Below are 11,084 nucleotides of genomic sequence, written 5' to 3'. Positions count from 1 at the left end.
GCCGATGCATAAGAGTAGGTTTTATGACTGACTCTACCTCTGGATTCGCATCGCAAAGGCTACTGAGGACGCCAACCGACGCCTGATCAGGCGAGGAAGGTGGTGGTCGCGCTATGGTCGCGGCGAGCGATATCGAGCGGTCCGCAGTATGGGCCAGTGAGGCTCTGAGCTGAGAGCCCCGTTGGCCGGCGCTGCCGCTGGTCAACGGGGATTGCTGCTGCTTGCTGAGCGGAGGGCGTGGGATTCGAACCCACGGAGACGCGGAACGCCTCACCGGTTTTCAAGACCGGCGCCATCGGCCACTAGGCGAGCCCTCCCGTACGGCGGCACTCAGTCTGCCAGATCGACGCGCGCCAAGCCGCCAGGGACATGCCACCCGGCCAGTCGCCGCCTAAGCAAAACTTATATTAACTCTCTTAACAGGCATCTGAGCTGGGAAAACACGCCCACAAGGCGAAGCGGCAACGGTTGACACCGCATCGACCCGCATGTTTATTGTTCGCTGCCTTTCCTATCCCGGCCAGGCCCCCACCTTCGGTCAAGGGAGTCCTCCGCATGCCCATCCCCGGAAGAAGGACCGCGCTCGTCGCAGCCGCCGTGCTCGCGGCCGGCACCGGCATCGTGCTCGCCCCAAGCGCGTTCGCCGCCAACGAGCAGGTCAACATCTACTTGACCACCACCAGCGACAGCGGCGGCCGCACGGTCACCCGCGGCCTCCAACAGCAGACCCCGATCAGCTTCGCCGGCAGCACCGGCAGCGCCAACCAGACGATCACGGTCAACGAGAACACGACTTACCAGCAGTTCGAAGGCGCCGGCGCCTCGTTCACCGACACCGCTGCCTGGCTCATCAACGGCAGCGGCGCACTTTCCGCCGCCACGCGCAACGACGTGATGACCAAGCTCTTCAGTCCCACGGCCGGCATCGGGGTCAGCGCCACCCGCAACGTCATGGGTTCCTCGGATCTCGCCCGGTCCAGCTACTCGTACGACGGGACCTGCTGCGACGTCAATGACTTCACGCTGGCCCGCGATGTCGACGTGCTCGCCCTCACCAAGCAGGCCCGCAGCCTCAATCCCAACCTTCTTGTCATGGCCTCGCCCTGGTCCGCGCCCTCGTGGATGAAGGACAACAACAGCTACGACCAGGGGTATCTCAAGGCCGAGTACTACAAGGCGTACGCGCAGTACTTCGTCAAGTACATCCAGGGGTACGCGGCTCAGGGCGTACCGGTCAATTACGTCACTGAGCAGAACGAGCCCGGCTGCTGTCCCGGCTATCCCTCCATGCAATGGAGCGTCTCCGGTCTGCAGTCGTTCGCCAAGAACGACCTGCTGCCGGCCCTGCAGGCCGCCGGGCTCAGCACCAAACTTTTGGTGCACGACTGGAATTACAGCGACTACGACACCTGGGGCGCGCCCCTGGTCAACGACACGGCGATCCGCAACCACCCGAACTTCGGCGGCGTCGGGTGGCACGGTTACGGCGGCGATCCGAGCAAGGCCACCACGGTACGCAACCAGTATCCGGCCATGAACCAGTACTTCACCGAGCACTCCGGTGGCACCTGGGTCGGCAATCAGCAGGCCGAGGACATGAACAATCTCATCGACTACACCCGCAACTGGGCGCGGTCGTGGACCAAGTGGAGCCTCGCCGTCGATCAGAACATGGGTCCGCACAACGGCGGCTGCGGCACCTGCACCGGCTTGGTCACCGTGCACAACGGGGACGGCCGCAGCGGGCAGGTCGACTACACGATCGAGTACTACACGATGGGTCACCTGACCAAGTTCGTGAAGCCCGGTGCGGTGCGCATCGACTCCACCGCGAACGCGACTGTCAAGAACGTGGCGTGGAGAACCCGGACGGGTCCAAGGCGCTGATCGCGTACAACACCAGCGGCAGTGCGCAGACCGTCAAGGTCAACTGGGGTGCGCAGTCCTTTGTGTACAGCCTGCCGACCAAGACCTCGGCGACTTTCACCTGGGGCGGGACCCAGGGCGGGGGTACGCCGCCGGCCGCGCGTACCGGTGCGATCTCGGGTCTGGGCGGCAAGTGCCTGGACGTGACCGAAGGCTCCATCGCCAACGGCAACCTGCCGCAGCTCTGGACGTGCACCGGTGGCCCCAACCAGACGTGGACCGTCGGCTCCGACAACACGGTCCGTGGCCTCGGTAAGTGCCTGGATGTGTCGAACAACTCGACCGCCGACGGCGCCGCCGTGCATCTGTGGGACTGCATCGGCACGGTGGCCGGCCAGAAGTGGACCGTCAGCAACGGTTCGCTGGTCAACGCGGCTTCCGGCAAGTGCCTTGATGTCAAGGACAACAACACGGCCGACGGCGCGAAGCTGCAGATCTGGGCGTGCACCGGTGCCGCCAACCAAGGGTGGACCGTACCGGCGTAAGCGCCCCGATCGGGGGTATCAGGCGGGCACCCCCAAGAGACGGAAGGCCCGCGGGTGGCGGTGGGTGCCACCCGCGGGCCTTCTCCTGTTTTTGTCGTACGCGTCGGGCAAGCTGATACCCATGCACGCGATCACGATCGAAGACCCCGGTGGCCCCGAAGCCCTCGTCTGGGCCGAGGTGCCGGACCCGTCCCCGGCCGCCGGCGAGGTGGTCGTCGAGGTGACGGCCGCGGCGGTCAACCGGGCCGACGTGATGCAGCGTCAGGGCCACTACCCGCCCCCGCCGGGCTCTCCGCCCTATCCCGGCCTCGAGTGCTCCGGCGTGATCACCGCGGTCGGCTCCGACGTGACCGGCCACCACGTGGGCGAGCGCGTCTGCGCGCTGCTGGCCGGCGGCGGCTATGCCGAGCAGGTGGCGGTCCCCGCGGGCCAGCTCTTGCCGATCCCGCAGCAGATGTCTGTGCAGGAGGCGGCGGCTCTGCCCGAGGTCGCCTGCACCGTCTGGTCGAACGTGGTCGACATCGCCCGGCTGCGCAAGGGCGAGACGCTGCTGGTCCACGGTGGTGGCGGCGGCATCGGCACCTTCGCGATCCAGCTCGGCAAAGCCCTGGGCGCCCGGGTGCTGGTCACCGCCCGCGAGGCCAAGCACGAGCAGCTGCGCGCGCTCGGCGCCGATCTGACGATCGACTACACCGCGGCCGATTTTGTTGCGGAGACCCGGGAAGCCACCGACGGCCGGGGCGTCGACGTCATCCTGGACATCATCGGCGCGAAATACCTGGACCGGAACGTGGCCGCGCTGGCCCCGGACGGCCGCATCGCGATCATCGGCCTGCAGGGCGGGCGGCGCGGCGAGCTCGACCTGGGTGCGCTGATGGCCAAGCGTGGGTCGGTGTCCGCGACGACTTTGCGTGCGCGACCGGCTGCCGACAAGGCCCGCATCGTCAGGGGTGTGCGGGAGCGGGTGTGGCCCTTGGTTGACGCGGGTGCGATCCGTCCGATCGTCGACCGGACGTTCCCTATGGCGGAGGCCGCGGCGGCTCACCGCCTGATGGAGAGCAGCGACCACCTGGGCAAGATCCTGCTGCTTCCCTGAGCGGGCTCAGACCTGAAAGGCGGTGATGCGAACCTGGCCTGGCCTGGATGGCCGCGACGCGGGCTCAGGCCTGGAAGGTGGCGATGCGAGATTGGTTCTGCCCGGCCTGGACGGCCGCGACGCGGGCTCAGACCTGGAACGCGGCGACGCCGGAGAAGACGCGCACCCGCCAGGTGCAGTCGGCTGAGGTGCTGACCTTGAAGTAGCCGTTGCGGGCACCCGCATGCCCGTTCAGGGTCAGGGTGCCGGTCGGCTTGGCGCCGTGGACGTATTCGGAGCCGCCGCCCTGGCCGGTCCACGCCAGGTGGACGAACGGCGAACCCTCCTGCGGGCAGGTCCACGAGAAGATCGCCTTGTAGTCCTGAGTGGGGATCCGGATCGTCGGGCTCTGCCACGCGCCGGTCTGCTGCGACCAGCCGGCGATCTCCCGCGAGCGGCGCTGGAAGACCTGCACCGCGTCCAGCCGGGCGGCGTTCCGGCGGCTCGTCGAGCCCGCGTAGACGGCCTTCCACGTGCCGGTGGTCTGCGCGACGGACCGGTGGCTGAAGTGCCCGGTGTCCGTCGTCGTCGCGAAGCCCTGATACGTGAACGAGTTCGCCGGGGTCCCGTTCGCGTGGAAGTAGAAGTCGACCCGGGCCTGGTTGCCGCGCGCGGTCCGCCACACCCGGCCGGTCAGGACCACAGCCTCACCCTTGGCCACCGGCTCCGGCGCCGCATCAAAGGTCATCCGCACGGCAGCCGGCGCCGCATCGGGCGCCGCCCGCACCGTCGCCGGTGCCGCCCGCACCGCCGCCGGCGCCGCCCGCACCGCCGCCCGCGCCCCCGCCCGAGCCGCCCGCACCGTAGCCGCGTCCAGGTTTGTCTGCACCGCCGCGGGTGCCGCGTCGCGGTTCATCGGCCTCGCCGCCGGTGCCTCGTCAAGCGTCGTCCGCGCCGTCCCCGGCGCGGCCTGGGCGGGCAGCGCCTGGCCAGGAAGCACCGAAGCCACAACGGTCAGAACGGCGAACAGGGCGGAACGGCGCATCAGGAGGACGACCTCTCACAAACCTCGGGGGGATATGTCCGATTTTGACAGGTCCGGCACCCCGAAGCAATCACCCGCTCAGAGCAGCCGGCGCGGCCCCGGCCCGGCCCGACCGAGCTCATCGTCCGGGTTGATCAGCGGGCACCGGTCGATCGACATGCACCCGCAGCCCACGCACCCCGTGAAGTCGTCCCGCAGCTGTTGCAGGTGACGCATCCGCTGGTCGAGCTCCTCCTGCCAGCACTGCGACACCCGGGCCCAGTCCTCCCGGTTCGGCGTCCGGTTGTCCGGCAGCAGCGCCAGAATCGCCCCCACCTCCTTCAGCGGGATGCCGACCCGCTGGGCGATCCGGATGAACGCCACCCGGCGCAGCGCGTCGCGGCGGTACCGCCGCTGGTTGCCCGCCGTGCGCCGGCTGCTGATCAGGCCCTGCCGCTCGAAGAAGTGCAGAGCCGACACCGCGACCCCGCTGCGGGCCGCCAGTTCCCCGACGCTCAGCTCCACGCCACGCCACCTCCCGTTCGCCGCTTGACCTCAACATTAGTTGGGGTTCTAGCGTCAGTGCCGTCACCGCACCGACCGAGGAGGACCCCATGTCCACACATCCGCTCCGCGTGGCCGTCATCGTCGCCAGCACCCGGGAAGGTCGCTTCGGGCCCACCGTTGCCGCCTGGTTCGCCGGGCAGGCCGCCGGTCGTACCGACGTGGACGCCGAGATCATCGATCTGGCCGAGGCTGGACCGGTCACCGCGCGGCTCGCGGCGGCCGACGCGTTCGTGATCGTCACGCCCGAGTACAACCACAGCTACCCCGCGCCGCTCAAGGCCGTCATCGACAGCCACTCCCGGGAGTGGCACGCCAAACCCGTGGGCTTCGTCTCGTACGGCGGATTGTCCGGTGGGCTGCGCGCCGTTGAGCATCTGCGACCGGTCTTCGCCGAGCTGCACGCCGTCACGGTGCGCGACACGGTCAGCTTCCACGGCGGCCGGTCCTGCTTCGGCCCGGACGGCCGGCCCCTCGATCCGCGGGAACCCGGTGCCGCCGCGCACCGACTCCTGGATCGCCTCACCTGGTGGGGCATCACCCTGCGCGACGCCCACCAGGCCCGCCCGTACGTGACGGCCTGAGGTGGCGACCATGCGAATCAGCGAGGAGTTCCCGGACCCGGCCCGCAGCGATGCCGGCTTCGTGGTGTCCGGCGAGTGGGCGGTGGGCAGCGGCGATCGGCTGGTGGCCGCCGCGGATGCCGTCATTGCCGCTCGGCGGAGTGCTCCGTGGCCGGAGGGGCTGCTGGCGTACTCGTTGTTCATCGACGCGGACGGCGATCTGCTGCGTGACTACGCACAGTGGACGGACGAGGCGGCCGCCGGCCCGGTCCGGCGGAACCACATCGCGTACCACCTGTACCGGGGCAGCAGATCCACCGAAGGCACGCTTCCGGGCGCGATGGTTGCCGTGCGGGTCGACACGGACGACGACGCGCTCGCGCGTACCTGGGTGGACGCGGTTTTCGAGGCCCTGGAACAGGACGCCGACCTGCCCGCCGGTGGGCTGGGCGCGTTCTTCCACGTCAGCACCGACGGCCGGCACGTGCTCAACTACGCCGAATGGGTCAGCGCCGACGCCCATCGCCAAGCCCTGGCGGCCACCGGCCGCGGGATCTCGTCCGGGCCGCTGTGGGACAAGGTCCAGACCATGCCGGGGGTACGCCACCAGAGCGTCACCCGCTACCACCTCCACCGAACGCTGACCGCCTAGCCTGAACTCATCATGAGCGCACGATTGAAGGCCATCGCCCGCGAGACCGTGGAGATCGCCGAGCGGGGCTGGTACCGCGATCCGCGGGGCGCCGAGGTGCGCGTCGACGCCGGGCCCGCGATCGCCGGCACCCGGCTCTACCTGCCCACCGACGAGCTCCCCGAGGGCGTGCCCGCGGTGGCCGGGCGGGTCGAGGTCACCGGCGAGTCCACTCTGGCCGCCGCGCGACGCCTGGGTGGCGATGTCGCGGCGCTGGTCTTCGCCTCGGCCCGGAGCCCGGGCGGCGGTTTCCTCAACGGGGCTCAGGCCCAGGAGGAGAGCGTCGCCCGCAGTTCGGCGCTGTACCCGTGCCTGCGCGCGGCCGGTGAGTTCTACGCGTTCCACCGGGCCCAGGCCGAGCTCACCTACACCGATCGGGTCATCTACTCACCGGGCGTGCCCGTCTTCCGGGACGACCAGGCGACGCTGCTCACGCCGTACCCGGTCACGTTTCTCACCGCGGCCGCGCCCAATCTCTCCGCGATCCGGCGCAATCAGCCGGAGCTGGCCGCCGAGGTCCCCGCGATCCTGCGCCGGCGGGCGCGGCGGGTCCTCGCGGTCGCCGCCGCGCACGGCCATCGGCGGATCGTGCTGGGCGCCTGGGGTTGCGGGGTCTTCGGGAACGACCCGGCGACGGTGGCGGCGGCCTTCGCCGCGGCGTTGACCGCTCACCCGATGGAGCACGTCGTCTTCGCCGTCCTGGGTCCCAACCGGGACGAGTTCACGGCTGCTTTTCCAGCTGCCGGAAGATAGCGTCACGGACCTCCGCCTCGGTCGGCATCGGCACGCCCTCGGTCGCCGAGAGCTGTCGCAGCGAGGTCATCGCCACGTCGTCGAGGCTGCACGCCACGAACGAGTCGAAGACCGACAGGTCCGGGTCGACGTTGAGGGCGAAGCCGTGGCTGGTCACGCCGCCGCGGATGCGCATGCCGATTGACACCAGCTTGCGGCCGTCCGGCGTCCACACGCCGACCAGGCTGGGCGAACCCTTCGGCGTGTCCCGGCGGATCGTGCGGAAGCCGAGCTCGTCGAGGGCCGCGATCAGGCTGTTCTCCAGCCACCGGACGACGTCGCCCGGGCCGCGTTCGTGCAGGTCGATGACCAGGTAGCCGACCAGTTGGCCGGGACCGTGATAGGTCGCGTGGCCGCCGCGGTCGGCGAGCACGGCCGGGATCCGGGCCAGGTCGCCGGGCAGGTCGGTGAGTGGGGTGGTGTGCCCGTAGGTGATCACGGCCGGGTGGCTGAGCAGGAACAACCGGTCCGGTGCGGTGCCGGCCCGGCGTTCGGCCGTCCAGCTCGCCATCCACTGCATCGCCTGCTCGTACGGCACCTCGCCGAGGTCCACTCGCTGCATGTCCTCCAGTCTGCGTCGCGGGGCGTCGCTGCGATACTCGCCGGCATGACGGATCAGGGACCCCTGCGGATCGTGGCGCTGGTCGAGATGGCCGCCGGGCACGCCGAGGCCGGCCGCCGGTACGAGGACGAGGTGCTGGCCCTGCTCACCCGGTACGGCGGCACGGTCGAACGCCGCCTGCGCACCGCGGACGGCCGCTCGGAGGTGCAGATCCTGGCCTTCGAGTCCCGGGCCGGCTACGAGGCCGTGCTCGCCGACCCCCAGCGGCTGGCGTTGCGGGACGCCCTGGGTGACGTGGCTCCGACGACCCGGGTGCTGGAGGTGAGCGACGTACCGTGAAGACGTGGAATCCGTCTGGGACTACCCGCGCCCGCCGCGGCTCGAGCGCAGCGCCGCCCGCATCACCGTGGTGCACGCCGGGGTGACCCTGGTCGACAGCGACCGGTGCTGGCGGGTGCTGGAGACCTCGCACCCGCCGGTCTACTACGTGCCCGCCGACGCCATCGCCCCCGGCGCCCTCGAACGGGCCCGGGGCAGCTCGTTCTGCGAGTTCAAGGGCACCGCGGGCTATTGGGACCTGGTCGTCGGCGAGACGCGGGTGGCCGACGCCGCCTGGTCCTACGAGCGGCCGTCGCCCGCGTACGCGGAGCTGGCCGGAGCCGTCGCCTTCTATCCGAGCCGGGTGGACGAGTGCCGGGTCGACGGTGAGCTGGTCCGCCCGCAGGAGGGTGACTTCTACGGCGGGTGGATCACCTCGGACATCGCCGGACCGTTCAAGGGTGGTCCGGGGACGCTGGGCTGGTGAGCTCCCGGGCCTGCCGCAGGAAGGCGACCTCCGCGGCGTTGCCGGTCAGCTCGGCCGCCCGGGTGTAGGCGGCCGCCGCCTCCTCGGCCCGGCCCAGCCGTCTGAGCAGGTCGGCCCGGACCGCGTGGAACAGGTGGTACTGGCCCAGGTCGAGCGCTTCCACCAGCGGCAACGCGGCCGCCGGACCGGACACCTCGGCCACCGCCACCGCGCGGTTCAGCGCCACCACCGGGCTGGGCGCGAGGGCCATGAGCTGGTCGTAGAGCTGCACGACCGCGGGCCAGTCGGTCGCGGTCACGCTCGGCGCGGCGCTGTGCACGGCATTGATCGCCGCTTGCAGCTGGTACGGCCCAGGCTGTCCATTGCGTACGCATTCGCGGACGATCCGCTGCCCCTCGGCGATCAGGGCCGGGTCCCAGCGTGACCGGTCCTGATCGGCGAGCCGGATCATCGCGCCGTCCACAGTGGTGCGAGCCGGCCGGCGGGCGAGAATGAGCAGCTGCAACGCAAGCAGGCCCTGTACCTCAGGCTCTCCGGGCATCAACCGGGCCAGCAGCCGGGTGAGCCGGACGGCTTCGGCGCACAGGTCGTCGCGGGTCAGCGTGGGGCCGGTGGCGGCCGCGTACCCCTCATTGAAGATCAGGTAGAGGACGGCCAGGACGGGCCGCAGCCGGCCCGGCAGCTCCGCGTCGCCGGGCACCCGGTACGGGATGCCCGCGTCCCGGATCTTGCCCTTGGCCCGGACGATGCGCTGGGCCATGGTCGGCTCCGGCACCAGGAACGCCCGGGCGATCTCCGGCGTGCTCAGCCCACCGAGCAGCCGCAGCGTGAGGGCGACCTGCGCCTTCTGGGCCAGCGCGGGATGGCAGCAGGTGAAGATGAGCCGCAGCTGGTCCGTCTCCTCCTCAGCCGGTGACGACGGGACCAGCATGGCCGCCTCGGCCTCCTTCGCGGCCCGGACCGACTCGCGCCGCAGCCGGTCGACGGCCCGGTGGCGGGCGGTGGTGATGATCCACCCGGCCGGGCTCGGTGGCACGCCCTCGGCCGGCCACTTCGCACTGGCCACCGTGAACGCGTCCTGCACCGCCTCCTCGGCGAGGTCGAGATCGCCGAGGACCCGGGTCAGGACCGCGACCGCGCGGCCGTACTCGGCCCGGAAGACGTCGGTCAGGTCTGAAATGGCCGCACCTCCACCGGCAAGGTGGTGGCCGCCGCCATCCGCTCGCCCCACTTCAGCGCGGCGTCCAGGTCCGGGGCGGTGATGACGGTGAAACCGCCGACGAACTCCTTGCTCTCCAGGAAGGGCCCGTCGGTGAGCAGTACGTCGCCGTCGCGGGCCCGGATCACCGTGGCCGAGCTCGGCGGGCACAGCCCGGCGGAGAACACGAAAGCGCCGGCGTCCTGCATGTCCTGAGCGATTGCCGCCAGTTCGGTCATCACCGGTTCGAGTACCTCCGGCGCGGGTGGCGGTCCGTCCGGCTGATAGATGCTGAGCAGGTATGTCTTCACGTTTTCCTCCTCACGATGGATGACATATACACGTTCGGGGCACGCTCGGCACGACACTCCGAGAGCGTTTTTTTTCGGTTCTTCGTCACGTGGCGCCGAATGTGTGTTGGCATGGTCGACGGAATTACCTATATCGCCTGGGTTCCCATTGTCGCCGTTTCACGGATGACAACCGGCACGGCGGCACCATCCGTCGCACCGAATTGGGATTCGCGTGAGAGCCCCGGGCCGAACTCGGAGGCTTCGCTGTCCCGTCCGTCCACCGGCCGCGTCCTGGCCGCCGGCGCCCTCGCGCTCGCCGTGAGCACGCCGGTTCTCGAATCCGTCGAAACTCCCATGGGCCTGCCGAACCCCGCACCGGCCGCCGCGCCGGCCGTGGTGGTGGAGAGCCAGCCGGCCCTGATGGCCCGCGCGGCGCAGCGAGCTTCACGCTCGGCAGTGCGCCGGTCCGCCGCCCGTCCGGCAGCGGTCGCGCTGCGTGCGGCGCAGCGCTCCGCCCAGCGGGAGACGAAGAAAATTCAGGAGGTACGCCGGGCAGCCCACGCCCGCCACGTCGCCGAGCTCAGGGCGGCCGCCCAGCGCCGGGTCGCCGTCCGACGGGCGCTCGCCGCTCGCCGTGCGGCCGCCCGGCAGGCCACGGTGGTGGTCAAGCCCCGTGCCGCGGTGCGGCCCGCGGCCAAGCACCGCGCCGCGCCCCAGCGCCGGGCAGTGCCCAAGCGCCGGGCGGTGACCCGGGTACGCACGTCGATGCGGATGTCGTCGGTGATCGCGTACGCCCGTTCGCAGATCGGCAAGACGTACCGCCGCGGTGGGGAGGGGCCGAATTCGTTCGACTGCTCGGGATTCACCAAGCGCGCGTACGCCCAGGCCGGGCTCAGCCTGCCGCATTCCTCGGGAGCCCAGGCGGCTCGCGCCCGGACGGTTTCCCGGGCCGCCGCGCAACCCGGTGATCTGGTCGTGGGGCCGGGGCACGTGGGGATCTACATGGGCGGCGGAATGATGATCGACGCCGGGAACTCGCGAACCGGTGTCGTCTATCGGCGGCTCTACCGGGGGTTGCACATCGAGCGGTTCTAAAGGGTTGGCGC

At 70.6% G+C, this 11,084-nt stretch carries 14 protein-coding genes and 1 tRNA gene; 9 read left to right on the top strand and 6 right to left on the bottom strand.

What is annotated here, in order from left to right:
* Window positions 1-229 precede the first annotated feature (229 nt).
* Window positions 230-317 (bottom strand) — tRNA-Ser (locus ACZ6S4_RS20395).
* Window positions 318-555: 238 nt separating this feature from the next.
* Between ACZ6S4_RS20395 and ACZ6S4_RS20390 the strand changes: the two genes are divergently transcribed.
* From ACZ6S4_RS20390 to ACZ6S4_RS20380, 3 genes are all read left to right on the top strand, one after another.
* Window positions 556-1,887: a glycoside hydrolase family 30 protein gene (locus ACZ6S4_RS20390; RefSeq protein WP_465476449.1), complete on the top strand. Its 1,332-nt coding sequence runs from the start codon at window positions 556-558 to the stop codon at window positions 1,885-1,887.
* Window positions 1,857-2,411 carry a ricin-type beta-trefoil lectin domain protein gene (locus ACZ6S4_RS20385; RefSeq protein ID WP_465476448.1) on the top strand — a complete coding sequence of 185 codons (555 nt, stop codon included), beginning with the start codon at window positions 1,857-1,859 and terminating at the stop codon, window positions 2,409-2,411. Before ACZ6S4_RS20390 ends, ACZ6S4_RS20385 begins: the two co-directional genes overlap by 31 nt.
* A 121-nt stretch (window positions 2,412-2,532) precedes the next feature.
* Window positions 2,533-3,507 carry an NAD(P)H-quinone oxidoreductase gene (locus ACZ6S4_RS20380; protein ID WP_465476447.1) on the top strand — a complete coding sequence of 325 codons (975 nt, stop codon included), beginning with the start codon at window positions 2,533-2,535 and terminating at the stop codon, window positions 3,505-3,507.
* Window positions 3,508-3,634: 127 nt separating this feature from the next.
* On the opposite strand, the gene ACZ6S4_RS20375 is transcribed toward ACZ6S4_RS20380, so the two are convergent.
* Both ACZ6S4_RS20375 and soxR read right to left on the bottom strand, forming a co-directional pair.
* On the bottom strand, window positions 3,635-4,531 hold the full coding sequence (locus ACZ6S4_RS20375) for a hypothetical protein (protein ID WP_465476446.1): 897 nt from the start codon (window positions 4,529-4,531) through the stop codon (window positions 3,635-3,637).
* A 78-nt stretch (window positions 4,532-4,609) separates the two neighbouring features.
* Window positions 4,610-5,035 (bottom strand): redox-sensitive transcriptional activator SoxR, encoded by a 426-nt coding sequence (gene soxR / locus ACZ6S4_RS20370; protein WP_433723153.1) that lies wholly within the window; start codon window positions 5,033-5,035, stop codon window positions 4,610-4,612.
* An 89-nt stretch (window positions 5,036-5,124) separates the two neighbouring features.
* Here soxR and ACZ6S4_RS20365 point away from each other — a divergent pair, with 89 nt between their 5' ends.
* Genes ACZ6S4_RS20365 through ACZ6S4_RS20355 form a run of 3 tightly spaced genes read left to right on the top strand, consistent with a single transcriptional unit; the run spans window position 5,125 to window position 7,081 of the window.
* Window positions 5,125-5,658: an NADPH-dependent FMN reductase gene (locus tag ACZ6S4_RS20365; protein WP_465476445.1), complete on the top strand. Its 534-nt coding sequence runs from the start codon at window positions 5,125-5,127 to the stop codon at window positions 5,656-5,658.
* A gap of 10 nt (window positions 5,659-5,668) precedes the next feature.
* Window positions 5,669-6,289 (top strand): hypothetical protein, encoded by a 621-nt coding sequence (locus ACZ6S4_RS20360; protein WP_465476444.1) that lies wholly within the window; start codon window positions 5,669-5,671, stop codon window positions 6,287-6,289.
* A 12-nt stretch (window positions 6,290-6,301) separates the two neighbouring features.
* Complete coding sequence (locus ACZ6S4_RS20355) at window positions 6,302-7,081, top strand: TIGR02452 family protein (protein ID WP_465476443.1); 780 nt, start codon at window positions 6,302-6,304, stop codon at window positions 7,079-7,081.
* Here the strand turns inward: ACZ6S4_RS20355 and lipB are convergent.
* Window positions 7,050-7,682, bottom strand: a complete 633-nt coding sequence (gene lipB, locus ACZ6S4_RS20350) for a lipoyl(octanoyl) transferase LipB (protein ID WP_465476442.1) — start codon at window positions 7,680-7,682, stop codon at window positions 7,050-7,052. The two genes, ACZ6S4_RS20355 and lipB, sit on opposite strands and share 32 nt — an antisense overlap.
* Before the next feature lie 45 nt (window positions 7,683-7,727).
* Between lipB and ACZ6S4_RS20345 the strand changes: the two genes are divergently transcribed.
* On the top strand, window positions 7,728-8,021 hold the full coding sequence (locus ACZ6S4_RS20345) for a hypothetical protein (protein WP_465476441.1): 294 nt from the start codon (window positions 7,728-7,730) through the stop codon (window positions 8,019-8,021).
* A 4-nt stretch (window positions 8,022-8,025) separates the two neighbouring features.
* Window positions 8,026-8,487, top strand: a complete 462-nt coding sequence (locus ACZ6S4_RS20340) for a DUF427 domain-containing protein (RefSeq protein WP_465476440.1) — start codon at window positions 8,026-8,028, stop codon at window positions 8,485-8,487.
* Here ACZ6S4_RS20340 and ACZ6S4_RS20335 read toward each other — a convergent pair.
* Window positions 8,456-9,718, bottom strand: coding sequence for an RNA polymerase sigma factor (locus ACZ6S4_RS20335; protein ID WP_465476439.1), 1,263 nt, complete (start codon window positions 9,716-9,718; stop codon window positions 8,456-8,458). The two genes, ACZ6S4_RS20340 and ACZ6S4_RS20335, sit on opposite strands and share 32 nt — an antisense overlap.
* The gene (locus ACZ6S4_RS20330; protein ID WP_465476438.1) at window positions 9,655-9,996 is read right to left on the bottom strand and encodes a YciI family protein; all 342 of its coding nucleotides are present in this window, start codon (window positions 9,994-9,996) and stop codon (window positions 9,655-9,657) included. The genes ACZ6S4_RS20335 and ACZ6S4_RS20330 overlap by 64 nt, the downstream gene beginning before the upstream one ends.
* Window positions 9,997-10,332: 336 nt before the next feature.
* Between ACZ6S4_RS20330 and ACZ6S4_RS20325 the strand changes: the two genes are divergently transcribed.
* On the top strand, window positions 10,333-11,073 hold the full coding sequence (locus ACZ6S4_RS20325; RefSeq protein WP_465476437.1) for a C40 family peptidase: 741 nt from the start codon (window positions 10,333-10,335) through the stop codon (window positions 11,071-11,073).
* Window positions 11,074-11,084 lie beyond the last annotated feature (11 nt).

Source organism: Actinoplanes sp. NPDC051405, assembly GCF_055586185.1.
Note: the sequence above shows the minus strand (reverse complement) of the source record. Positions and strands in the feature narration are given on the sequence as shown.

Excerpts from the sequence above, each read along its gene's own strand:
- ACZ6S4_RS20360 (WP_465476444.1), top strand. The coding sequence starts at position 5,669 with ATGCGAATCAGCGAGGAGTTCCCGGACCCGGCCCGCAGCGATGCCGGC.
- lipB (WP_465476442.1), bottom strand. The coding sequence starts at position 7,682 with ATGCAGCGAGTGGACCTCGGCGAGGTGCCGTACGAGCAGGCGATGCAG.
- ACZ6S4_RS20345 (WP_465476441.1), top strand. The coding sequence starts at position 7,728 with ATGACGGATCAGGGACCCCTGCGGATCGTGGCGCTGGTCGAGATGGCC.
- ACZ6S4_RS20380 (WP_465476447.1), top strand. The coding sequence starts at position 2,533 with ATGCACGCGATCACGATCGAAGACCCCGGTGGCCCCGAAGCCCTCGTC.
- ACZ6S4_RS20325 (WP_465476437.1), top strand. The coding sequence starts at position 10,333 with ATGGGCCTGCCGAACCCCGCACCGGCCGCCGCGCCGGCCGTGGTGGTG.
- ACZ6S4_RS20375 (WP_465476446.1), bottom strand. The coding sequence starts at position 4,531 with ATGCGCCGTTCCGCCCTGTTCGCCGTTCTGACCGTTGTGGCTTCGGTG.
- ACZ6S4_RS20390 (WP_465476449.1), top strand. The coding sequence starts at position 556 with ATGCCCATCCCCGGAAGAAGGACCGCGCTCGTCGCAGCCGCCGTGCTC.
- ACZ6S4_RS20365 (WP_465476445.1), top strand. The coding sequence starts at position 5,125 with ATGTCCACACATCCGCTCCGCGTGGCCGTCATCGTCGCCAGCACCCGG.
- ACZ6S4_RS20355 (WP_465476443.1), top strand. The coding sequence starts at position 6,302 with ATGAGCGCACGATTGAAGGCCATCGCCCGCGAGACCGTGGAGATCGCC.